Source organism: Desulfosporosinus sp. FKA (assembly GCF_002196785.1).
Taxonomy (GTDB): Bacteria; Bacillota; Desulfitobacteriia; order Desulfitobacteriales; family Desulfitobacteriaceae; genus Desulfosporosinus; species Desulfosporosinus acididurans.
Genome location: NZ_NAHZ01000031.1, coordinates 211,934 through 233,818 on the forward strand (window position 1 = coordinate 211,934; position 21,885 = coordinate 233,818).

The window sequence follows — 21,885 nt, forward strand, 5'->3', positions numbered from 1 at the left end:
CAGAGAATTATATATCAGGATGCCGAAGGGCGCATTAAAATTGCTCTAAAATCAACATATTTTTTCAGTTAACAGCTCTTAGAGAAGAGAGTTTTTGGGTTTTAGGCTTAGGAGGAACTAAGGATCAGATTCTAGAGGAGATGATATCATGCCGAGCGCAGATCTTGTGATTCATTCTGCTGATATGCTGGTGACGATGAGAGGACACTCTGATTCTCCGGCGCGCCGAGAGGGAATGGCGGAGATCGGGTTAATTGAAAACGGCGCAGTAGCTCTGCGCGAAGGTCAGATTGTTGCAGTTGGTTCGACAGAGGATATTTTAGCAGAGGGATGGGTAGGCCCCTATACTGTACAAATTAATGCCCAGGGTAAAGTGGTAACACCTGGCTTTGTTGACCCGCATACCCACGTCATTTATGCAGGTTCGAGGGAAAATGAGTTATCCCTGAAATTAAAGGGTGTACCCTACATGGAAATTCTCCAGCAAGGCGGAGGAATTCATGCAACGGTTCGGGATACGCGGCTGGCCTCTGATGCGGAGGTAAAAGCGCAAACCAGAAGCCGTCTGAAGACGATGTTAAGTCATGGAACGACGACGGCAGAAGTTAAGAGCGGCTATGGACTTACCGTTGAGGAAGAGCTGCGAATGTTACGCTTAATCAAGGAATTAAATTTGGAGCAGGATTTGGACCTCGTTCCAACCTTTATGGGCGCCCATGCCATCCCTTCTGGTTATACTGAAGATGAGTATACGGACTATGTTGTGGAGGATATGCTGCCTCAGGTTGCTTCTCGAGGGCTGGCAGAGTTTTGTGATGTTTTCTGTGAGCCGGGAGTTTTCAGTGTCCAATCAAGTGAGAGGATTTTAAGCAAAGCCAAGGAATTGAACTTAAAGCTTAAAATTCACGCGGATGAATTAGAATCCGCCAGAGGCGCTGAATTGGGGGCTAAACTGGGGGTTGTTAGCGCCGAACATTTGCTGCAGGCTTCTGATGAAGGCATTGCAGCTCTGGCTGAACAGGGAGTTATTGCTGTCCTCCTCCCGGCAGCCTCCTTTAATCTTGCTAAAAATTCTTATGCTCGGGCACGGGCAATGATCGAAGCGGGAGTGCCTGTTGCTGTGGCGACTGATTGCAATCCCGGATCATCGCCGACGGAATCTATGCCTTTTGTTCTGACTCTTGCCTGTCTTTATCTTCATCTGACTCCGGAGGAGGCTTTGACAGCGGCAACGATCAATGCGGCCCATGCGGTGGGCAGAGCCTCTCAGGCAGGCAGCCTGGAAGTCGGCAAGCAAGGAGATATCTTAGTTCTGAATGTTCCTAATCTCGATTATCTACCCTATCATTTTGGCAATAATCCTGTTGATGTGGTGATCAAGAACGGCAGGATTGTCTGGAGAGTTTGATGTGCCCACTTTTGTGGGAGAGGATGCTTTCCTCTGGGATCTAGCATGTATTTCGGAATTTGCTCATGATTTAAAAGGAGTCTTGTGAATTTCTGATCCTGAAGTTCACAAGACTCTTTTTTGCTTGTTTATGATTCTCGATCTTAAAGTTTTCGCCAACGGGCATTTCATCCTCGTTCGTTGCAGTTATTTTAAGCGAGAAGGGCTCTGCGTTTGTTAATGTATTTCGGGTACGATTTTTGATGAGGGAGCATAAGGCACTAATTCATTAAGAGATAAAATTAATCTGATTATTATTTACATTTACAAATGAGTGAAAAGTGGTATAATGAACACAAATAAACATAATGAAACTTTAATGAACAACAACATTTGCATTTGAACACAATAAAACAATAATGAACAAATAGTAGGTGCGAATTATGTTTCAGATTGAGCGAAGAGACCTGATAATGCAGTACCTGGAGCGGCACGAAAGTGCAACTGTGGAAGAATTGGCCAAACATTTAAATGTTACTCCCATGACCATAAGGCGAGATCTTAATCATTTAGAAGACACTAACATAATCACTCGTACTTTCGGCGGGGCGGTCCTAAAATCTCGTTTAGCCGCTGAAGTACCCTACAAACACAAAAGTATCAGCCATAAAAAAGAAAAAGAAAGAATTGCCGAGTACGCGGTTTTCTTGGTACAGGACGGACAAATCGTTTTCCTAGATTCAGGAACGACCACTATGGAAATTGTCAAAAGGCTGACAATCAAAAAAGATCTTACGGTTGTGACCAATGATGTTATGATTGCTGCTTATCTTGCTAATCATTCGGATTTTAAAATTTTATGTACCGGAGGTTATGTCCAGAATCGGACAGGTACCTGTATGGGATCAAAATCCACCGAGTTCTTGCAGGGAATAAATGGAGATATCTGTTTTGTCGGAGCAAACGCTATTGATTTGGAAAAGGGCGTATGTACCCCGACTTTAGAAAAAGCTGATGTCAAAAGGCAAATGCTCAAGTCGGCTGCCACCCGTGTTTTAGTTGTCGATAGCAGCAAATTTAACAAAAGAAGTTTCTCTAAGGTTTGTGACTTGGATGATCTGGATATCATTGTTACCGATATTAACCTGGATGAGGAAACTGTCACTAAAATTAAAGACTTCAATCTTGAGATAAGGCAAGTTTGAGTCTTGATGGAATTAGATCGGAGCTGAAGTTAATGCCAAAGGTTGTTATTATCGCCGATGATTTAACAGGAGCTAATGCTACGGGTGTCCTGCTGGCCAGACAAGGTTTTAAAACTGCGACTTTTTTGGATTTGCATCAATACGATGAAAAAGAGAATTCAGGTTTGAATGTGATTTCCATTAATACCGACAGCAGAGGTGTTGATGAAGATACCGCCTACGAGAGGGTCAAAGAAGCGGTTCGGTTTTTTCAGGATACAGGAACGGACGTTGGGTTGTTTTGTAAGCGCATTGATAGTACTCTGCGCGGTAACATTGGCGCGGAAATAGCCGCAGTTTTAGACAATTTGCCGGACGAAACAATTGCCGTAGTGGTTCCGGCCTTTCCAGGTTCCGGGCGGGTAAGCATCGGTGGTTACCTGATGGTAAATTCTGTCCCCTTGGAGAAAACAGGCGTAGCCAGAGATCCTAAATCACCCGTTCACACGTCTCAGATTGTGGATTTAATTAAATGTCAATTGAGAGAAAACGTAGGATTCATAGATCTGGCTAAAATTCTTCGCGGCGTCGATGCCATTAGAGATGCACTTCTCAAAGAAAAGCAAATGGGTCAAAAAGTAATTGTGGTAGATGCAACTACTGATGAGGATATTTCTAATATAGCCAGGGCAGTTCGAGAGTCTAAGCTTAAGACTGTCGCTATAGATCCCGGACCTTTTTCTGCCGCTTTAGCGCTTCAACTTTTGGGACAGCCCAAATTAGGACCCGGACAAAAAGTGATGCTGACCATTGGCAGTATAACGGAGCTGACCCGAGTACAGTTGGAAGAATTCAAACTGAAACATCCAGCTTTGTTGGTTGATGTTAGTGCCCAAAAACTGCTTGATGACCAAACCTCTGTTGGAGAGATTGACCGGGTGGCTGAAAATCTGATCAAAGAAATTCATAATTACAATGTGATTGGAGTCGTTTCCGGCGGCTTTGAGGAAGAAATCCTGGACCTGAAACTTGTTGCCCAGGAACTCCAAATAACTGAAGAGGAGGTATCTCAAAAAATCTGTAACGGTTTAGCCAAGATAACAAGCAAAGTTTTAGCTGAAAGTCATTCAGCTATAGGCGGACTGTATACCAGTGGAGGTGATGTTACGGTTGCAGTTTGCAAAGAACTGGAGGCCAAGGGCATAGAAGTTAAAGACGAGGTTATTCCTTTAGCGGTTTATGGCAGAATTAGTAAAGGAAATTATGACAATACCCCGATTATCACTAAAGGTGGTTTGGTAGGGGAAAACAATGCTATTTGCAAATGTGTTGATTATCTCTTGACCAAAGTATCCAATGAATACTACTTGAACCCGTAAAAATAACAAACTGGAGATGGAGCAAATGATGAAGCCGTTAATTGGAATACCGATGGGAGATCCCGCCGGAGTTGGACCGGAAATAATCGTCAAGGCCTTGAATGATGAGCATGTCTATGAGTATGCCCGGCCCATTGTTATTGGAGAACGAAAAACCCTCGAACAAGCTATGAGAATCTGTGATATCTTCCTGGAAATCAATACTGTCGAAGAACCGGAGCAAGGGAAATTTGTTAAAGGAACTCTTGACTTGATTGATCTCAAAAATATTGATATCGACCAGTTGGAATTAGGGAAAGTTCAAGCCCCAGCCGGTAAAGCTGCCTTCCAATATATTAAGGTCGCTACAGACTTGGCCTTGAAAAATAAGGTTGAGGCTATTGCCACGACTCCAATCAATAAGGAATCCTTAAAAGCCGGAGAAATACCTTACATTGGCCATACGGAAATATTGGAGGATTTAACCGGGACCAAAAATCCTTTAACTATGTTCCAGGTCCATAATCTGCGTGTTTTCTTTTTAACCAGGCATGTTTCGCTCAAGAGAGCCTGCGAACTGATAACTAAGGAAAGTGTTTTTGAGTTTATTGAACGATGTGTTGAAGCTCTTCGTGTTTTGGGTATTAAAAACCCTGAAATTGCGGTTGCCGGTTTAAATCCTCATAGCGGCGAACACGGCCTTTTTGGGGACGAAGAGGTGAGAGAGATCGCCCCGGCCATTGAAGAGGCCCAGGCTAAGGGTATAAATGTAGTTGGCCCGGTTCCTGCTGATTCGGTGTTTCATTTTGGCTTACGGGGAAGATTTGATGCGGTTCTTTCCCTTTATCATGATCAAGGGCATATTGCCACTAAGATGGTCGATTTTGAACGGACAATTTCGGTGACAAATAACATGCCTTTTGTTCGAACTTCTGTGGATCATGGTACTGCTTTTGATATCGCCGGTACAGGAAAGGTCAGTCAGGTCAGCATGGTTGAAGCCATTCGTCTGGCGGCAGATTATGCGCCTAGCTTCAATAGTATCCGCTGAACGAGTTCACTGATATTAGATAAACAATTATTGAGGAGGAAAAGGGTATGCAAGTCGCTGGAAGTCAGATGATCATCGGACTGGTTATTGGAATTATTGCTTTAGTTTTTCTGATCTTAAAAACCAAAATTCATGCTTTCCCTGCTCTTATTATTGCAGCGGCGGCAACAGGTATCATCGGAGGGATGCCTCCGAACAAAGTTATCGATGCTATTACCAGTGGTTTCGGCAGCACCCTTGGCAGCATTGGAATCATTATTGGTTTTGGGGTCATGATGGGTGAACTGTTTGAGGCCTCCGGAGCCGCCGAAAAAATGGCTCAGACTTTTGTCAAACGATTGGGCAAGGGCAGAGAAGAAATTGCTCTGGCAATTACCGGTTTTTTAGTCTCCATTCCTATTTTTTGCGATTCTGGATTCGTCATCCTCTCGCCTCTGGCTAAGGCAATTTCCCGGAAAACTAAAAAATCAGTGATCACACTCGGTGTAGCTTTGGCTTCAGGATTGGTTATTACTCACTCATTAATCCCGCCGACTCCCGGTCCTGTGGGCGTTGCCGGACTCTTTAAAATCAATGTGGGAAGTATGATTTTATGGGGAATTGTTTTCTCTATTCCTATGACGATTGCCGCCATTATTTATGCTCGCTGGATTGGTAAGAAAATATATCAGGTGCCCTCTGAGGATGGGGAGAGTTGGGAGAGACCTGCTTATCAAGAACCTGTACATAACTTTAATTTAGAGAACGATGACAATCTGCCGTCAGCGGTTATGGCCTTTGCTCCGATTATTGTCCCCATTATTTTAATCTTGTTCAGTACGGTGGCCACGGCAGCTAAGTTAACAGGAAGTATTGCTGTCGTGATCAATTTTCTGGGTGCGCCTGTTATTGCTGTTGGCATAGGATTATTGACAGCTATCTACGGCCTTACCAATAAAATGTCTCGCCAAGATACTATTTTAAAAATGGAACAAGGTGTTAAATCAGCCGGTATTATTATTCTGGTTACCGGCGGTGGCGGAGCACTGGGAATGGTTCTGCGAAACAGCGGAGCAGGAGATTATATTGCTAAGCTGATCGCCCACACTTCACTCCCGGCTATCTTATTGCCCTTTGTCATTGCCTCTCTGGTAAGGCTCATTCAGGGCAGCGGTACTGTTGCCATGATTACTGCAGCTTCGATCACTGCTCCTATCATTGCCACTTTAGATGTCAATCCGGTATTTGCTTCTATGGCTTGCGCAATGGGCTCACTGATTTTCTCTTATTTTAATGACAGTTATTACTGGGTCGTTAACCGTATGTTGGGTATTCAGGATGCCAAGGAACAAATTAGAATATGGTCAGTGACCACGACTATTTTCTGGGCTGTTGGACTCGTTGAATTACTAATCATTAATGCAATTTTTGGTTAATCATTTCAAACCTCATCATGGTGCTGAAACTTGAGAATCCCCTGGATGTCTTGGCGAGAGGCTTCCAGAGGATTCTTAGTTTAATGAGCTGAATTAGAAATAGTTACGACCATACTGACTTCTCCGGAGGTTTTGGCAGCATCAAAAACTTTCTTGATGCCATTCCATACTTGTTCGTCATTTCCGTCGATGTGAGTACTGAGTGAACCAACTTCGTACTTGATATTTTCGTTGGAAAGAGAGCTAATTGATTTGTTGATGACATCGCTGGAACTATTTGTTTTTTGCGGATAAACAGATACTTCGGCGCATAACATAAGCGATAACCTCCTTTAACTTTATCATAATTATTTTAGATCCCAAAATAGCCTTCCCAAGTTCAATAAATCTAATGAATCTATATAATGTATTTCTCAGTTTATAATTCTCGTTCCAGTAATTCTTGTTCCAAATGAAGAGAAAATCATCCTAAATAAAGGAGTTTTCTTAATTGGGAAGAATAAAGTAAAATGCACTTATTTTAGCTGAGAAAGTAGGGATAATTAGTGTACGATGTTGAATTTTTAGGGCTTCTGGAGAAGGAACTTGTCGTTACTTTAGGATGTACTGAGCCTATGGCCATTGCCTTCACCGCCGCTTTAGCTAAGACGTATGTCAGAGGAGAGGTCACGTCCATAAACGTATTTGCAAGCGCAAACGTTATTAAGAATGCAATGTCTGTCACTATTCCCGGGACAAAGAACAGCGGCGTTAATTTGGCTGCTGCTTTGGGTGTTATTGCCGGAGACAGCACCAAAGGGCTGGAGGTTCTGGAAGGCCTGAGTTCGCTCGATGTTGAAAAGGCCAGGGCTATGATCAGGGAGGAGAGGGTCACTGTTGAGGTTGCAGAGACCACAAAGAAATTATATATTGAGGTGATTTTGGCGACGCCTGAATCGTTTGCCAGAGTTATTGTTGCTGATGAGCATACTCGTGTTGTTCTTATCCAAGTTGACGGCCAAACGATTCTTAATACTTTGGCTGAGGAGGGAAAGGATGACAACGAGGAGACGGAGTATTCCTTTTTATCTCTTGACACGATCTGGGACTTTGTGCAAGCGGTAAACCCTGAGGATTTGACGATTATTAAGAAGGCGATAGAGCTGAATAAGACCATTGGCTTAGAAGGCTTATTCAATGAGTATGGCTTACAAGTCGGCAAAACGATCAAGGAGAATATCCGCAAAGGCTTATTTGCGGATGATTTGATCACCCAGGCTATGGCTTTAACCGCTGGTGCTTCGGATGCCAGAATGTCAGGATGTCCCTTGCCTGTCATGGGTAACTCGGGCAGCGGAAATCAAGGGATTTCAGCTACCTTGCCTGTTGTGGCTGTAGGGGAAAAGTTGGGCGCTGCTGAGGATCAATTAATACGGGCCGTGGCTTTAAGCAATCTCATTGCTATCTATATCAAAACCAAAATCGGCCGCCTTTCGGCTCTTTGCGGAGCAACGGCGTCGGGCAGCGGTGCCAGCTGCGGTATTACCTATTTGTTAGGCGGCGGTAAGAATGAAATCCAAAGGGCCATCCAGAATATGCAGGGTAATGTGGCTGGGATGTTTTGTGATGGGGCAAAGGCTGGATGTGCTTTAAAATTGTCTACTTGTACGAGCACTGCGGTGCAGTCCGCGATCATGGCGATGGAGGGGCTTGCCATTCAGTCCACCGACGGCATTATTGAGCAGACGGCCGAACAAACTATAGCTAACCTTGGCCGCCTCGCGACTCAAGGCACCAAGGAAGTGGATCGGATTATTCTTGATATCATGGTTAACAAGAAGGTTGGTTAAATAACTCCTTCACTGAAAGCGCTTAGCCCATATCAAATGCTATCGCGCTGAAGGATGGACTCTACACCCTATTGAAGCAAGGTGTGGGAACCGCTCCCATTTATAGAAGTGGGAGCCTTACGACTGAATTAAATCTAAAATAATTACTTTAATTAGCTCAAGAAACCTTAAAATAAGTCCCATAACGAATGTCCTAAGGCGGCGACATCGTTATGGGACTTTTATGCGGGAATCCTGGCGCAAAGCATGATATAATGAGATATTTGGAGGAACTGACATGAATATCATGACTGTTGAAAATCTGACGAAAAGTTATAGTGAAAAGATCCTTTTTCAGGATCTTTCCTTTGGCATTGATGAAGGGGAAAAGATCGGGATCATCGGGGTAAATGGAACGGGTAAGTCTACTCTGCTTAAAATTCTGGCGGGAGTTGAACCGCCGGATCAAGGCAGCATCACTATGGGCAATAACGTCAAGTTAGAGTTTCTGCCGCAAAATCCTGAGTTTGATGATCAGGCCACAGTTTTGCAGCAGGTCTTTCGCGGAAATTCCCCCGTTATGAAATTGCTGCGCGAGTATGAAAGTGCTTTGGAACGATTGAATGACCAGCCGGAGGATTCCAAGCTTCAGCAAGAGGTAATAGCTCTTGGTCAACGAATGGACGAGCTGGATGCCTGGCAGCTGGAAAATGAAGCGAAAACGATTCTTACGAAGTTAGGAATAACTAAATTTGACTTGGTTGTAGGAACATTGTCAGGAGGACAGAGGAAACGGGTCGCTTTGGCCAGTGCCCTTATTAACCCGGCGGATATTTTAGTTTTGGATGAGCCCACCAACCATATTGACAATGACACGGTAGATTGGCTGGAACAATACTTGAATAAACGCAAGGGTGCCTTAGTTATGATTACCCATGACCGCTATTTTCTCGATCGTGTCGTAGGGCGCATTTTGGAATTAGATCAAGGCAGGATGTATCCTTATCCCGGCAATTACAGCCGTTTTTTGGAGTTAAAAGTGGAACGGGAGGAACAGGCGGAGGCCAGCGAGAAAAAACGCCAAAACCTCTTGCGCAATGAACTGGCCTGGATGCGCCGAGGGGCTCAGGCTCGCTCGACGAAGCAAAAAGCCAGGATCGAACGCTTTGAAAAGCTTCAGGCTGAAAAACCTTCAGAAAACAGTGATCGCTTGGAAATCACTGCCGGGGCTTCCCGCCTGGGAAAAAAAGTCCTTGAATGTCAGGCGGTGCACAAGGAGTTTCCGAACCGGGGGACTGTCATCAAAGACTTTAATTATGTTTTGCTGCGCAATGACCGGATTGGAATTATCGGTCCGAATGGCAGTGGTAAATCAACATTGTTAAATATGTTGGCAGGTCGTTTGAGCCCGGATCAAGGCGTTATTGATGTGGGTTCAACGGTCAAAATTGGGTACTTCGCTCAGGAAAATTCTGCTTTAAATCCGGAATGGCGTGTGATTGAGGAAATCAAAGCTGTGGCAGAGGTAATTCCGACAGGAGATGGCGGCTCTTTAACGGCCTCGCAAATGTTGGAGAGGTTTCTGTTTCCGCCTTCATCCCAGTGGACTCCTATTCGTAAGCTTTCCGGGGGAGAAAAACGCAGGCTTTATCTCTTGAAGGTTTTGATGGGAGCTCCGAATGTCCTTTTTTTGGACGAACCTACCAATGATCTGGATATTCAGACCCTGACGGTCTTGGAAAATTATCTTGATGACTTTCCGGGCGCAGTCGTTGCTGTTTCCCATGACCGCTATTTTCTGGATCGGATGGCGGAGAAGATTTTCTCCTTTGAGGGAGAAGGTTTAATTCGTCAATATGTGGGAAACTATTCGGATTATCGGGAGCAGCTCTACGCTGCAGCCCAGGAAGAAGCTCAGGAGGCCAGGCAAGCGGCCCTACGAGCGGCGATTGCCAATCCGAACAAGACCGGGAATAGTTCCGCAAAGTCTTCCGGCATAAGTACCGGTGCAGGAACTCAAGAGGATCGCCAAACGGGTGAAGGGAGAAAGGAACGCCCTCTGAAGATGACCTTTAAGGAGCAGCAGGAATTTGCTCAAATTGATGAGCGCATTGCTCAAGTTGAAGAGGAATTGCAACTAAATCTGCAAAAGATGAATGAAGCAGGCAGTGATTTTGGAACACTAAATGAGTTAGCGAGGACTCAGCAAGAGTTGGAAATCAAGCTCGATGAACTGATTGAGCGCTGGACTTATTTAAATGAGCTGGCCGAAAAAATTGCCCAGAGCAAAGTAAAGAACTGAAGAAGTGACAATTTGTCTTGACGTGAGAATTCACGATCTCGTAGATTTGGTCAATGGATGGATAAAAAAAGTTCGATAGCGCAACGAGGAAAATTAGATCGATAGGAGATAAATTAATGGATGATAAGACAATTGAACAGATGAAGAAGATTCTGGCTGCTAAAAAATTGAAGAGTTCGCAGCAGGGAGGCCCCGTTAAATCGACGCAAAAGATCGGTGAAACGCGAAAAGGCATTAAACGACGTAAAGTCGGAGGCATGTTTGATAAGTAAGGAGAGAAGTAAGGGTCAATGAGTATCTTAAATGTAGAAAACGTGAGTCATGGTTTTGGCGGGCGCAAGATTTTGGAAGAGGTAAGTTTCCGCTTATTAAAAGGAGAACACGTCGGTCTGGTTGGGGCTAACGGAGAAGGGAAAACTACCTTTTTAGATATTATTACCGGGAAGCTGATGCCTGATAAAGGGAAAGTCGAATGGTCAAACCGGGTTACCGTCGGATATTTGGATCAACATTCGGTCTTAAGCAAAGGAAAGACGATCCGCGATGTGCTCAAAGAAGCTTTTCAAGGGATGTTTGATTTAGAAGCGGAGATTATGACCCTATATGATCGGATGGGCAGCGCTTCAGAAGAGGAAATGACGAAACTTCTGGATGATGTGGGGGAAATCCAAAGCATTTTGGAACACAACGGTTTTTATATGCTGGATGCCAAAATCGAAGAAGTTGCCAATGGTTTAGGCTTAGGTGAAATCGGTTTAGACAAAGATGTCACTGATTTAAGCGGCGGTCAAAGAACGAAGGTTTTATTGACGAAGCTTTTGCTGCAGAGTCCTACTATTTTGATCCTGGATGAGCCGACAAATTTCTTGGATGCTGAGCATATTGAGTGGCTGAAGCGTTATTTGATTAACTATGAAAATGCTTTTATTCTGGTGTCCCATGATGTTCCTTTCTTAAACGATGTGATTAATGTCATTTATCATGTGGAAAATGCCAGTTTAACTCGTTATACCGGGAACTATGAGCAATTTGTCCAGCTTGCCGAAACCCGCAAACAGCAGGAGCTTAAGGCTTATGACAAACAGCAGAAGGAAGTTGATCGCTTAGAGGATTTTATTGCCCGCAACAAAGCGAGAATTTCCACGACAGGTCGGGCCAAGAGCCGCCAGAAGCAGCTGGATAAAATGGAATTAATCGAGAAACCAAAGGAAAAGATTAAGCCGACCTTCAAGTTTCGTGAAGCTCGGGCACCGGGAAAAGTGATTTTTGAGGCCAAAGATATTGTTCTAGGTTATGATGAACCCTTGACCAGTCCCTTGAATTTGACGCTGGAGCGTGGTCAGAAGATCGCGATTCGCGGGGTTAATGGACTGGGCAAATCGACACTGCTGAAGACTCTTTTGGGATATATCCAGCCGATTTCCGGAGCTGTAGAACTTGGGGATTACCTGTATCCGGGTTATTTCGAGCAGGAATCGAGCCGAAGGAATGAGAAGACGGCCTTAGAAGAAGTTTGGGATGAGTATCCCAGTATGGCTAATGCCGAAGTCCGCGGAGCTCTAGCTAAGTGTGGCTTAACCAGCGAGCATATTTCCAGCAAGATGATGGTTTTGAGCGGTGGAGAGAACGCTAAAGTACGGTTATGTAAGCTGATGCTTAAAGATGTGAATTGGCTGGTTCTCGACGAGCCGACGAATCATCTGGATGTAGAAGCCAAAGAAGAGCTGAAAAAGGCGATTATAAATTATCGCGGAACGGTGGTTCTTGTTTCCCACGAGCCTGATTTTTATGAGGATTGGGTGACGGATGTGTGGAATTTAGAGGAGTGGACGACAAAGATCGTTTAACAATTATCCTGAGAAAACCCTTTCCCTGCAGCAGAACTCATTTCCTCTCGTTAAAAGAACAATAATATAGAAACTATAAATGCCGTCCAGCCGCTTAGATTGGACGGCATTTATAATTATATTTATATTAAAAAAAGTACAGCCCCTAATGGCATAATGAAGCCATTAGGGGCTGTACTTTAAAATTCTTGATAGAGTATCTCTATTTGGTCATTTTTTATTTATAAGCGTTTCGTTCAAATGCTCCATAATGGAATAAGCGCAGTCCAAAGTCTGTGATTGGCTGAAAGAAGGAGCTGAACTTCCACAGCAAGCGGCCGCAGAGCGTACCGATAATCATTCCGGCAATGACATCCGTTGGCCAATGTACACCAACATAGAGGCGGCCAACTCCGTTAAGTATCGCTAAGATAGTAAAGCTGGTTGTAATCCAACGGGGTGCCCTTCCCCAGGATGCTGCAGCAAAACCAAAGCTTCCGGTTGTATGATCACTGGGAAAGGAAGCGTCTGCACTATGGTGAATAAGCTGAGTAAACGTCCCTTTTGGAAGTACTGTAAAAGGTCGCGGTCTGAAGTAGATGTGCGATAGAAGGACGTTGATGATTAGACCTAAGACACCGGATAAGCCCATGATGAGCAGGGCGTGGCGCTGCTTAGTCTCGTATCTTGGCATAGTAAACCAGGCGATGATGAAGAGAACGACATAAACTTCAAGAGAGTATTGGGCGAAGAAAGAAAACATCTTATCGAGTATCGCGTGGTGTCCGGCAAATTGGTTAAACAGGTGGTATCCTTGAAGGTCAAATGAGTTCATGTACAGGGGTTCCTCCTTAAGTCAGTTTAATAAGTTGAGTTGAGTGAATAACTATTAGGATACTACAAGAATCTTAAAATTAGATTAAAAATAGATTATACTTCATTTCTGTCAAATAAGTAATATCCGGCAGTAAAGAAGATAATTCCATAGGCTAAAAGGAGCAAGAGCAAGTTTAGTTCTCGGAATGGATTTGTTCCACTTGCCAGCCACAATGAGGACCAATTCAAATAGGTGGTAAAAAGGTTGTTATTTACTAAGGTATTAAATAGTGACAAGGTCTTGATAGCAAAAAATATGAAGATAGAGCTGATGAGAGCTGTACTTCCGCTCCGAAAGAATTGGACAATAAATGATGCAAAAATAATCAGAATGAGCGCTGGAACAAGATCGGCTAAGTAACTGAAGGTAACATTTGTAATGCTTGTTATTTTGATATTCAAGCAAAGTGCAGAAAGCAGGGAAACAAAGAAAATTACGCAAAAATTCAAGAGGGCATAACTGCTAATGGCAATTAGTTTCGAGATGTAAATCTTGAAACGGCTTATGGGCATCGTAAGAACCAGCTTTAAAGTTTTATCTGCTATTTCGCCGGGAAATAAATCTGAGGCTGCCATAAAAACAAATAAGGGCAGAAAACTATTCGTAAAGATGGCTAAAAGCATTAAAGGATAGCTGATTGAATTGACAGCGATAAATATGAGCTTGGCCTGAATGTTGGATATAAAGAGTGCTGTCAAAAAGCTCATCATAGCCATGAGGATCAGAAAGGCAAGAGTCTTTTTCTTTAAGAATAATTTTCTAACTTCATTTATGACATTTGCTTTCAGGCTATCCATCAAACCTTTCCTCCTTCCTTGACCTGATCCAGATAGAAGTCTTCCAGAGAATTAAAATCTTTTTTTATGCTCTCGATGGATATGCCGCTGTTGACAAGACGTCCTTCATGAATAATGGCAACTTTGTTGCACATTAGTTCAACCTCATGAACTAAATGGCTGGAAATAAAGAAGGTCATTTTTCTTTTTTCTGCAAGTTCTTTGATTAGATTGCGCATTTGCACTGTACCTTCAATATCTAAGCCATTAGTAGGTTCATCCAGAATTATTAACTTGGGATTTGGCAGCAAAGCTCTGGCAAGTGCTAGCCTCTGTTTCATGCCCAGGGAGAATTTGCCGGCCTTCTCTGGCTTGTATTTTGTCAGATTCACCAATTCCAAGAGGTTATCAATATCTTCTTCGTTAACATTTTTATAAAAGCGAGAAACAAATTTCAGGTTTTCATAGGCAGTCATATATTCATAAACATCGGCAGTCTCGATTATAGAACCGACATTTCCCATGGCACTTTCGAATTGGAAGTTCAGGTCATAGCCTAATATTCTAACATTCCCCTTTTGGATTGTGTTTAACCCGGTAATGCCTTTCATGACCGTGGTTTTTCCTGCTCCATTAGGGCCTAAGAAACCAAAGATGTCGCCTGTGTAAACATCAAAGGTAATATCTTTTACCCCTCGTCCATTTTTATAAATCTTGGTAAGTCCGGCCACTTCTAATACCTTTTCCACTTGCTTCACCCATTTTTGTTTGTTTATTGGCAGAAAATGAGCAAAACTAACATTGCTCATTTTCTGTCATCTGTTTTATAGTCCGAGGTAATTCAATTCGCTCAGAGTAATCTAATCTGGTTAAATCCGAATCTAATTAGAATCCAATTAGAATCCGAATCCCCATTCATGATCCAAGTTATTTAGTTTTCCTCATCATGAAAACTGACGGTTTTTACTTGCTTTCCGGTTAAATCAACTTTATCCGGAGTTGTGCTGTTGATATTGGACAGGTTTAAGTCAATTTTAAATGTCAGTTGATGTTGAGTTCCTTGAGCATCTGTCCCTGAAACAACGATTGTTGCAGTCTGGTTTGTAATAATATCATTGCTGTTAATATTACCTGTTGAGTTAACACTCACAACTTTAATATCGTTTTGCAGCTGAGGGATAAGATCTTTGAAGTCTTTGATATTATTTTTCTCATTGCTGGTGTTTTGGTAGGAGCCCCTGTGATTTTCTGCCGTGAAAGCTAAAGAAGTTAAAGCGTTGACCAGAGGCGTTACATCATTTTCGCCGATGTTGATGGCGACAGTCTTTGTTCCGTCCGCGTTGTCAGTTGTAGTAACTTTATTCTGCATACTACCGACCAGGGTATCGATGACAACTCCCATGCTCTTTTCGACAACTGGGTTTTGGGTATCTTTGACAGCTATAGCATGATTGTCGTCTCTTACTAAGTATTGGTCGCTGTTACTGTTTTTAATGATTCTTTTCCCGTCCTGTTCGTAACTGCTGAAGGTTTGAGTGGCATTAGCTGATTTAAAGGTAGTTACTTCACTCATAGCGTTAGAACTTTCATTGCGTTTAAGATTGGAATTAATGCTTGCCAAGCTGTTGCCATTATCGGTAATGGAAGCTGTCAGATCAATAGTTTCATTTTGGACATTTTTCGTATCGTTGATGGCGTTTTTATAGGCTTCATAGCCTGATAATTGCGAAGCGTTTGTCAAAACGGCTCCAAAGAGCAGAGAGCCTCCAATGGCTAGACTTGCAGCCATGGCTATAGTTTTTTTGTTCATTTTTTATGCCTCCAGTTAATTAGTTAAACAGATGTATTACTATTGTTTAGACTTCAGCGATTTTTTCTTGCGGATAATCCAGAAACCTAACAGCAGCAAAATTAAAAGAGCAACGATTAAATCGAGACGATGAAACAGTGGTTTAAGGGTATTCCAATTTTCTCCCAGTTTCTGGCCGGTGATAATAAGCAATAAGCACCAGGGCAGGGCTCCGGCGACAGTGTAGACAGCCATTTTGAGAGCATTCATTCTCGCGATTCCCGCGGGCAGGGAGATAAAGGTTCGTACTACAGGCAAGAGCCTGCCAAGAAATACGGTTAATTCGCCGCGTCGTTCGAATAATTTTTCGGTGTTGGACAATTCTCGCTCACGGATAAAAATATAGCGTCCAAACTTCTTTATGAACGGTCGGCCTCCCCACAGTCCGATATAATAGGCAATAAGTGCCCCAAAGAGGTTGCCCAAGGTGGCTGCCAGAGTTGCCTGCCATAGAGTGAAACGGCCAAGAAAGACCATATAACCGGTGAAAGGAAGAATGATCTCACTGGGTAAGGGAATGCAGGCACTTTCAATGGCCATGGCCAGAAAAACGCCTAGATAACCGAACAGAGAAATAACACTGACAACAAATTGACCAAGGTGGGATAAAATAGTTTCCACTTTGATTCTCCCTATATTTAATTTCTTAGGTCTTTAACTAAATGTTAAATGTCCTATGATTAGCTTCACCTCCATAAAAAGGATTTGCTGTCGCAGCAAATGTTGAAGAACAAGTTTCGAACCTCTTGTTCATCCTCATGATAAAGTACGAACCTTTAGTTTTTCTTAGAAACGCTCTCTGGATTAATATTTTTTGTTCATCATTTTTCGCCATTTTTCATCTTGCTTTAATCTTTGGGTGGTAAAATAGCATAGCTTTTAGAGTTGAGCAGTTCTTAGTGATTTAGTTTAGAAAAGGGGAAGACGTTCTTTCATGAAACGAAAACGCAGAATTCGAGCGAAAGTAATTATTGCATTTTTGGCCTATAACCTCATTCTTTTTGTGCTTTTAGCTCCATTTATTTTGTTCTGGGGTCCTTTTCAGGCCCTTAAAGTGATGGCAGTTGGTTCTGTTTATACTTCCCGTCATCCCCAGGTTGTCAAGGCATTTCTCTCCCAAGCAGAAATCGACCGAATTATGAATCTGAATGATTCTCAAGGAGTTAGCAGCAGTCAAAGCATTGGGCGTAAAGAAGTAATGGCTGATGCCAGTTCCGGTATTACCATTGAAGATATTCAAGGACCAAGCTTCAAAGGGAAAGTAATGCTGATTAAAGACCCGAAACGAGTGAAGGTGGCAGTAACTAAAGAGATTGGCGTAACGGGTGAAAGGGTCAGTGATCTTGTAAAGGACACGGGAGCGGTTGCCGGCATTAATGCGGGTGGATTCTACGATCCCAATGGTAAAGGAAACGGAGCGTTTCCGGACGGACTCACCGTGCAAAATGGGAATATAGTCCATAATAATGTGGGCAATCAGGCGGTTAATATTGTAGGGTTTAATGATCAAGGCAAGCTGATCATTGGCAATATGACCGCGGCACAAATAGCCCAGAAACATATTCTTGAAGCTGTTACCTTCGGGCCAAATTTAATTGTCGATGGAAACCCTGTCATTTCAGGAGATGGCGGCTGGGGGATTGCACCTCGCACAGGAATCGGGCAAATGGCTGATGGAACGGTTATTTTTGTGGTCATTGACGGCAGACAGCCAACTTGGAGTATTGGAGCGACCTTACGAGACCTGATGAATGTTTTTGAAAACTATCATGCAGTCAATGCAGTTAATCTTGACGGCGGTTCTTCAGCGGAACTTGTCTATAATGGACATGTTGAGAACAAGCTCTGGGATATTTTTGGAGAACGCTATATTCCCACTGCCTTTGTCGTTACCCCTTAAGGCTTACTTTCGGCAAATTTTTTCAGGGAGGCTCGGCCTGCGTCTCCGTAAACTATAAAGGAGAAATCTGGGATGAAGAAGAGACTACGTACTTTTTTTGTTTGGACATTAGCTTCAGCATTGCTGCAATTTGGCGGTTACTCTATCTTAAATAAACAAGTTCAAAACGTTTTGTCGCCGCCTGGGGTCACTGCTCAACCGATTACCACTCAGCTCAAAGCTACTATCCCTGCCGCCGATCTTACCAATATTAAGGTTTCTTATGCTAAGGATTATATTGCTTATATGGAAAACGGTACCCTGAAAGTTTTTAATCTTAAACAAAATAAAGTGGTCTTTAAGAAAGCACCGCCCAGTAATGATAAAGGTTTAGGTGTTCTTATGTATCAATGGCTGCCGGACCGCAACATGTTACTTTATTTTTATGCCAGGAAAAACCCTCATCCGGTAACTTATAGCACTGTTTATCCTGCCAAAAGAACGATTCGAGTGCCGGCTGCAACGTCTGGGTCTGGTTCGGTAATACCGAAAACAGAAGATCCCAATCAAAAAGTTGTTCGAGACGTTCCCAAGACTGTCACCAAAGAGATTACTGGGGCACCTCGGATTGTAAAGCGATATGGAAATCCGCAAATCACTGAGCTATATTCTCTGGACCTCCCCAACAGCGATGAGACGGCCGCTCCTGACGATCGGTTTAATCAAACGATAAATTCGTTCCCTGCTGGGGGTAAAATTGAAAACCTGGTTGTTTCCACGTCAACTAATTTGATGTATCTTACTGTCAAAGGTGTGTCCAAAGAATTGCTTTTGGAAATCGACGTGATGAAAAACGTTCGTACTTTAAGCAGATCGGGAGAGACAATTGACAATATGGCGGCCTCAGATCGGTATGGAACACTTTTCCTGGACAGTAACGAAAACGGGGTTCATCGGATCATTGCTCTCAACGGCAGCAAACGGCAAATTATTTCCGAAAATAACAATGATCGAATACTAGGCATTAAAGATGGAAAAGTGTATATCGGAGAGGTACAAAATAATCAGTTGATGAAGGTTAAAACTACACCTGACCTTACTCACATGGCGAACAATCCCTCGCTGACGACAGAATGGGAAGGCACGATTCCGTATGGCAGCAGTACGAATACTCTAATTGGTGCTAAAGGACAATTGATAGCTTATGATCAGCAGACGGCCTATATTGTAACTGCCGGTCATTTGAAGGAGGTTAAATTGCGCGGGGATGAGAATTACATCTCGTCAGATGGGGCTGAGCTCATTCAATTGACCAAGCAAGGGAATTCCACTTTAGTAGAGTTACAGCCGCTTCAGCCTTAATCTGTTTTTAATGTTAAAGAATTATGATTAAGACTGAAAGGAGGTGAATTAAATGATTACAGGAATCAGTAATAACAGTATGCTGCCCAGAATGGCAATGGTTAACCATAATGTTCCGGCGAGGACAGGAGCCAGTGAGGAAGCCAGCGAAAGCATGAGTGAGCGGCTGGCTGAAGCCCAATCTTCATCAGCTAAGGCGGCTAATATGCCAAGCCCAAGTCATTTGGGAAACAAGATTGACCATCTAGCATAACTTGCTGCGTCGGGGGTTCAGGGCAGCAGCATTGTCTCCTTTGAACCCTTCGACGGAAGCAAGTTCTTTGTAAACCAGGGAGATAATGTCTTTATCTTTAACTATTGAAGATTAGGATTCTCATCCGTTTAGTGGTAAATTAAGGGTTGGGTGAGAATTTAAAATAGAATTTCAGTATGCCTCAGCTTAGGGACTAAAAGCTGAAGTCAGAGAGTGCAATATGGAGATGGTGATACGAAGGGGGCTGTCGAAAATTATGCCGGAAACAACTCTCAATATATTATTGGTTGAAGATGACCGTGCTATTGCTAAAGTCATAGCTTTGGAATTAGAACATCATGGACATCGGGTGGGGCTGGCAGCTGATGGCAGGATGGGGCTTGATATGGCCTTAACGCAGGAATGGGATGTTATCCTTTTGGACCTTATGCTGCCTTTTCTCAATGGCTATGAAATTTGCAAACAAATTCGAGCGCACAAAGATACTTCAATTCTGCTCTTGACGGCTAAAGATGAAGTTCAGGATAAGGTCTTTGGTTTGGATCTTGGTGCCGATGATTATTTGACAAAACCTTTTGCCATGGATGAATTAATGGCTCGTATTCGCGCCGTATTAAGGCGTAAAAATCCGCCGGTTAAGAAAAATTCAGGCCAATTAACCTTTCGAGAACTTGAACTTGATACTCAAGCCTATCAAGTCTATTTTCAAGGTGAGGAAATTAGTTTGACAAAAAAGGAATTTGAATTATTGGCCATGTTTTTAGAGCATCCGAATCGTGTTCTGTCCAGAGAGCATATTCTGGAAAATGTTTGGGGGTTTGATTATTATGGAGAATCGAATGCTGTAGATGTATATGTACGCTTTTTGCGCGGCAAGATTGATGAACGGTTTGGAGTTCATTATTTCCATACGGTGAGGGGAGTCGGCTATGTCTTACGAGCCGAAGACTAGGAAGATCAGAAAATTCCGGCTGCCTGGATTTAAATGGGGTTTAGCCTGGAAGATAACACTTTGGTATATTCTTCTGCTTCTTTTGACGGTGTTTATTCTCTCGGCAATCACATATTGGGGTAATAGTCAGGATTTACATAAAGAAAAAAAGCAAGTCCTTGAGACTACCGTTGCTCGTGTTCTCGGCGCACTGGATGATTCCGCAGACGGGCAGGCGGGAGATATTAGTGATCCTGAGGCCTTAAATGACAATGTCCCCAAGGGTGTGACAATACAGCTGACTTCCATGCAAGGAAAGGTGGTCCAAAGGAGTGGTAATGTTCAGGTTCAGCTGCCCATCGAACAACAGGCCGGCCCGGAAGTCAGGAACCTCGACGGCAAAGATGTCTATTATATAGCTCGGCCGATTATGTCCGGCGGGAAACTCATCGGTACGCTTCAAGCTGCTGCTGATTTGGAAAATGTGGAACTCGCCGAAACTGTGCTTTTGCGCCAGTTGCTGTGGCTGTGCGGTTCTGCGTTGCTCTTGGCTTTCCTCGGAGGATTGTTCTTATCCCGGAAGGTTCTGGCTCCATTGGCTGAGCTGAATCGGGAGATCTCGCTCTTGACAGCCAATGATCTCAACCGACGTCTGCCGTTGCGGGGAAGCGGGGATGAACTCGATTTGTTAGGCCAAAATTTCAATCATATGCTGCAGAGGTTAGAAACTTCATTTCAACAGCAAAAGCAATTTGTGGCCAATGCTTCCCATGAACTTCGCACTCCGTTGATGGTCATTCGGGGGCATGCGGATATTTTACAGCGCTGGGGAGCTGAAGATCCCGTCATGGTGCGTGATTCTGCCACCGCAATGATTGAAGAGACAACGATGATGACGAAATTAGTGGAAAATCTATTGACCTTGGCTCGGGAAGAGCTGCATCTGAATTTAGTTCTTCTTAATATGAGCGAGGTTATTATTGAAAGCGCCAGAGATCTGCCTTTCCTGCGCTCCTTTACTGTAAAATATGATCTGCTTCCGGATATCGAGTTAAGGGGAGATGTTCTCTATCTTAAACAGCTGATCAGAATTATTCTGGAAAACGCCGGTAAATATGTGCCGTCAGGCGGAGCGATTGGGATATATTTGCAGAATATCGATCATAACGTCAGGATTGTTATCGAAGATAATGGGCCCGGTTTTCCGCCTGATGCTCTGGAATTGATCTTCGACCGATTCTATCGGGTTGACGAGGCCCGTTCTCGCGAAATTCCGGGACATGGTCTTGGGTTAAGTATTGCCAAAAGGATTGTTTACGCCCATGGAGGGAAGATTTGGGCGGAAAACCTGGAACCCCATGGAGCGCGGTTTTGCATAGATCTTCCTTCAAAGGGGGAAATGAAACTAAAAATCTAACCGTGAATGAACTGATCCCTGTAAAGCAGACAAAACGATAATGGTTCAGGAGTATTTAACTGGATTCCGAGTGGAGTCCAGTCTTTTTTTATGACTGAGTTTTTCAATTAACAGCAAATTATGTCAGGTAACATTAATCGGTAATACAAAGCCTAACCTATTCGGTTCCTATTTACGTATGTATAATTTACCATTACCCCTCTTGGCCCA

The 21,885-nt window shown here is 43.4% G+C and carries 20 protein-coding genes; 14 read left to right on the forward strand and 6 right to left on the reverse strand.

What is annotated here, in order from left to right; all coding sequences use genetic code 11:
- Window positions 1-148: 148 nt before the first annotated feature.
- From hutI to B5771_RS16085, 5 genes are all read left to right on the forward strand, one after another.
- Window positions 149-1,408: an imidazolonepropionase gene (gene hutI, locus B5771_RS16065; RefSeq protein ID WP_088188446.1), complete on the forward strand. Its 1,260-nt coding sequence runs from the start codon at window positions 149-151 to the stop codon at window positions 1,406-1,408.
- 422 nt (window positions 1,409-1,830) lie between these two features.
- Window positions 1,831-2,592, forward strand: coding sequence for a DeoR/GlpR family DNA-binding transcription regulator (locus B5771_RS16070; protein ID WP_088188447.1), 762 nt, complete (start codon window positions 1,831-1,833; stop codon window positions 2,590-2,592).
- Window positions 2,593-2,624: 32 nt separating this feature from the next.
- Window positions 2,625-3,950 carry a four-carbon acid sugar kinase family protein gene (locus B5771_RS16075; RefSeq protein ID WP_088188593.1) on the forward strand — a complete coding sequence of 442 codons (1,326 nt, stop codon included), beginning with the start codon at window positions 2,625-2,627 and terminating at the stop codon, window positions 3,948-3,950.
- Window positions 3,951-3,975: 25 nt separating this feature from the next.
- Entirely contained in the window at window positions 3,976-4,980 is a 1,005-nt protein-coding gene (gene pdxA / locus B5771_RS16080) for a 4-hydroxythreonine-4-phosphate dehydrogenase PdxA (protein WP_088188448.1), read from the forward strand.
- Between the two features lie 47 nt (window positions 4,981-5,027).
- On the forward strand, window positions 5,028-6,395 hold the full coding sequence (locus tag B5771_RS16085) for a gluconate:H+ symporter (protein WP_088188449.1): 1,368 nt from the start codon (window positions 5,028-5,030) through the stop codon (window positions 6,393-6,395).
- An 80-nt stretch (window positions 6,396-6,475) separates the two neighbouring features.
- On the opposite strand, the gene B5771_RS16090 is transcribed toward B5771_RS16085, so the two are convergent.
- Window positions 6,476-6,712 carry a YkoF family thiamine/hydroxymethylpyrimidine-binding protein gene (locus B5771_RS16090; protein WP_047809975.1) on the reverse strand — a complete coding sequence of 79 codons (237 nt, stop codon included), beginning with the start codon at window positions 6,710-6,712 and terminating at the stop codon, window positions 6,476-6,478.
- A 228-nt stretch (window positions 6,713-6,940) separates the two neighbouring features.
- On the opposite strand from B5771_RS16090, the gene B5771_RS16095 reads away from it, so the two are divergent.
- From B5771_RS16095 to B5771_RS16110, 4 genes are all read left to right on the forward strand, one after another.
- Window positions 6,941-8,224 (forward strand): L-serine ammonia-lyase, iron-sulfur-dependent, subunit alpha, encoded by a 1,284-nt coding sequence (locus B5771_RS16095; protein ID WP_088188450.1) that lies wholly within the window; start codon window positions 6,941-6,943, stop codon window positions 8,222-8,224.
- 277 nt (window positions 8,225-8,501) lie between these two features.
- The gene (locus B5771_RS16100; protein WP_088188451.1) at window positions 8,502-10,505 is read left to right on the forward strand and encodes an ABC-F family ATP-binding cassette domain-containing protein; all 2,004 of its coding nucleotides are present in this window, start codon (window positions 8,502-8,504) and stop codon (window positions 10,503-10,505) included.
- 116 nt (window positions 10,506-10,621) lie between these two features.
- Window positions 10,622-10,777 (forward strand): hypothetical protein, encoded by a 156-nt coding sequence (locus tag B5771_RS24360; protein WP_088188452.1) that lies wholly within the window; start codon window positions 10,622-10,624, stop codon window positions 10,775-10,777.
- Between the two features lie 18 nt (window positions 10,778-10,795).
- Window positions 10,796-12,352 (forward strand): ABC-F family ATP-binding cassette domain-containing protein, encoded by a 1,557-nt coding sequence (locus B5771_RS16110; RefSeq protein WP_088188453.1) that lies wholly within the window; start codon window positions 10,796-10,798, stop codon window positions 12,350-12,352.
- Between the two features lie 217 nt (window positions 12,353-12,569).
- Here B5771_RS16110 and B5771_RS16115 read toward each other — a convergent pair whose 3' ends face one another.
- The 5 genes from B5771_RS16115 to B5771_RS16135 all read right to left on the reverse strand — a co-directional run bounded on the left by B5771_RS16115 (window position 12,570) and on the right by B5771_RS16135 (window position 16,454).
- Entirely contained in the window at window positions 12,570-13,166 is a 597-nt protein-coding gene (locus B5771_RS16115; RefSeq protein ID WP_088188454.1) for a phosphatase PAP2 family protein, read from the reverse strand.
- Between the two features lie 95 nt (window positions 13,167-13,261).
- On the reverse strand, window positions 13,262-14,005 hold the full coding sequence (locus tag B5771_RS16120; RefSeq protein WP_088188455.1) for an ABC transporter permease subunit: 744 nt from the start codon (window positions 14,003-14,005) through the stop codon (window positions 13,262-13,264).
- On the reverse strand, window positions 14,005-14,733 hold the full coding sequence (locus B5771_RS16125) for an ABC transporter ATP-binding protein (protein WP_088188594.1): 729 nt from the start codon (window positions 14,731-14,733) through the stop codon (window positions 14,005-14,007). The genes B5771_RS16120 and B5771_RS16125 overlap by 1 nt, the downstream gene beginning before the upstream one ends.
- A 182-nt stretch (window positions 14,734-14,915) precedes the next feature.
- A complete protein-coding gene (locus tag B5771_RS16130) occupies window positions 14,916-15,794 on the reverse strand; it encodes a hypothetical protein (protein ID WP_088188456.1) in 879 nt (292 codons plus the stop codon).
- A gap of 39 nt (window positions 15,795-15,833) precedes the next feature.
- The gene (locus B5771_RS16135; protein WP_088188457.1) at window positions 15,834-16,454 is read right to left on the reverse strand and encodes a DedA family protein; all 621 of its coding nucleotides are present in this window, start codon (window positions 16,452-16,454) and stop codon (window positions 15,834-15,836) included.
- A gap of 313 nt (window positions 16,455-16,767) precedes the next feature.
- Here B5771_RS16135 and B5771_RS16140 point away from each other — a divergent pair, with 313 nt between their 5' ends.
- The 5 genes from B5771_RS16140 to B5771_RS16160 all read left to right on the forward strand — a co-directional run bounded on the left by B5771_RS16140 (window position 16,768) and on the right by B5771_RS16160 (window position 21,675).
- Window positions 16,768-17,733: a phosphodiester glycosidase family protein gene (locus B5771_RS16140; protein ID WP_088188458.1), complete on the forward strand. Its 966-nt coding sequence runs from the start codon at window positions 16,768-16,770 to the stop codon at window positions 17,731-17,733.
- Between the two features lie 72 nt (window positions 17,734-17,805).
- Window positions 17,806-19,074, forward strand: coding sequence for a hypothetical protein (locus tag B5771_RS16145; protein ID WP_088188459.1), 1,269 nt, complete (start codon window positions 17,806-17,808; stop codon window positions 19,072-19,074).
- Window positions 19,075-19,126: 52 nt separating this feature from the next.
- Window positions 19,127-19,327 (forward strand): hypothetical protein, encoded by a 201-nt coding sequence (locus B5771_RS16150; protein ID WP_088188460.1) that lies wholly within the window; start codon window positions 19,127-19,129, stop codon window positions 19,325-19,327.
- Between the two features lie 256 nt (window positions 19,328-19,583).
- Window positions 19,584-20,279 carry a response regulator transcription factor gene (locus B5771_RS16155; RefSeq protein WP_088188461.1) on the forward strand — a complete coding sequence of 232 codons (696 nt, stop codon included), beginning with the start codon at window positions 19,584-19,586 and terminating at the stop codon, window positions 20,277-20,279.
- A complete protein-coding gene (locus B5771_RS16160) occupies window positions 20,257-21,675 on the forward strand; it encodes a HAMP domain-containing sensor histidine kinase (RefSeq protein ID WP_088188462.1) in 1,419 nt (472 codons plus the stop codon). The genes B5771_RS16155 and B5771_RS16160 overlap by 23 nt, the downstream gene beginning before the upstream one ends.
- The last annotated feature ends 210 nt before the right edge of the window (window positions 21,676-21,885 follow it).

Coding starts and splice junctions, on each gene's coding strand:
- hutI (WP_088188446.1), top strand. CDS start 149: ATGCCGAGCGCAGATCTTGTGATTCATTCTGCTGATATGCTGGTGACG.
- B5771_RS16070 (WP_088188447.1), top strand. CDS start 1,831: ATGTTTCAGATTGAGCGAAGAGACCTGATAATGCAGTACCTGGAGCGG.
- B5771_RS16075 (WP_088188593.1), top strand. CDS start 2,625: ATGCCAAAGGTTGTTATTATCGCCGATGATTTAACAGGAGCTAATGCT.
- pdxA (WP_088188448.1), top strand. CDS start 3,976: ATGATGAAGCCGTTAATTGGAATACCGATGGGAGATCCCGCCGGAGTT.
- B5771_RS16085 (WP_088188449.1), top strand. CDS start 5,028: ATGCAAGTCGCTGGAAGTCAGATGATCATCGGACTGGTTATTGGAATT.
- B5771_RS16090 (WP_047809975.1), bottom strand. CDS start 6,712: ATGTTATGCGCCGAAGTATCTGTTTATCCGCAAAAAACAAATAGTTCC.
- B5771_RS16100 (WP_088188451.1), top strand. CDS start 8,502: ATGAATATCATGACTGTTGAAAATCTGACGAAAAGTTATAGTGAAAAG.
- B5771_RS24360 (WP_088188452.1), top strand. CDS start 10,622: ATGGATGATAAGACAATTGAACAGATGAAGAAGATTCTGGCTGCTAAA.
- B5771_RS16110 (WP_088188453.1), top strand. CDS start 10,796: ATGAGTATCTTAAATGTAGAAAACGTGAGTCATGGTTTTGGCGGGCGC.
- B5771_RS16115 (WP_088188454.1), bottom strand. CDS start 13,166: ATGAACTCATTTGACCTTCAAGGATACCACCTGTTTAACCAATTTGCC.
- B5771_RS16120 (WP_088188455.1), bottom strand. CDS start 14,005: ATGGATAGCCTGAAAGCAAATGTCATAAATGAAGTTAGAAAATTATTC.
- B5771_RS16130 (WP_088188456.1), bottom strand. CDS start 15,794: ATGAACAAAAAAACTATAGCCATGGCTGCAAGTCTAGCCATTGGAGGC.
- B5771_RS16140 (WP_088188458.1), top strand. CDS start 16,768: ATGAAACGAAAACGCAGAATTCGAGCGAAAGTAATTATTGCATTTTTG.
- B5771_RS16145 (WP_088188459.1), top strand. CDS start 17,806: ATGAAGAAGAGACTACGTACTTTTTTTGTTTGGACATTAGCTTCAGCA.
- B5771_RS16150 (WP_088188460.1), top strand. CDS start 19,127: ATGATTACAGGAATCAGTAATAACAGTATGCTGCCCAGAATGGCAATG.
- B5771_RS16155 (WP_088188461.1), top strand. CDS start 19,584: ATGCCGGAAACAACTCTCAATATATTATTGGTTGAAGATGACCGTGCT.
- B5771_RS16160 (WP_088188462.1), top strand. CDS start 20,257: ATGTCTTACGAGCCGAAGACTAGGAAGATCAGAAAATTCCGGCTGCCT.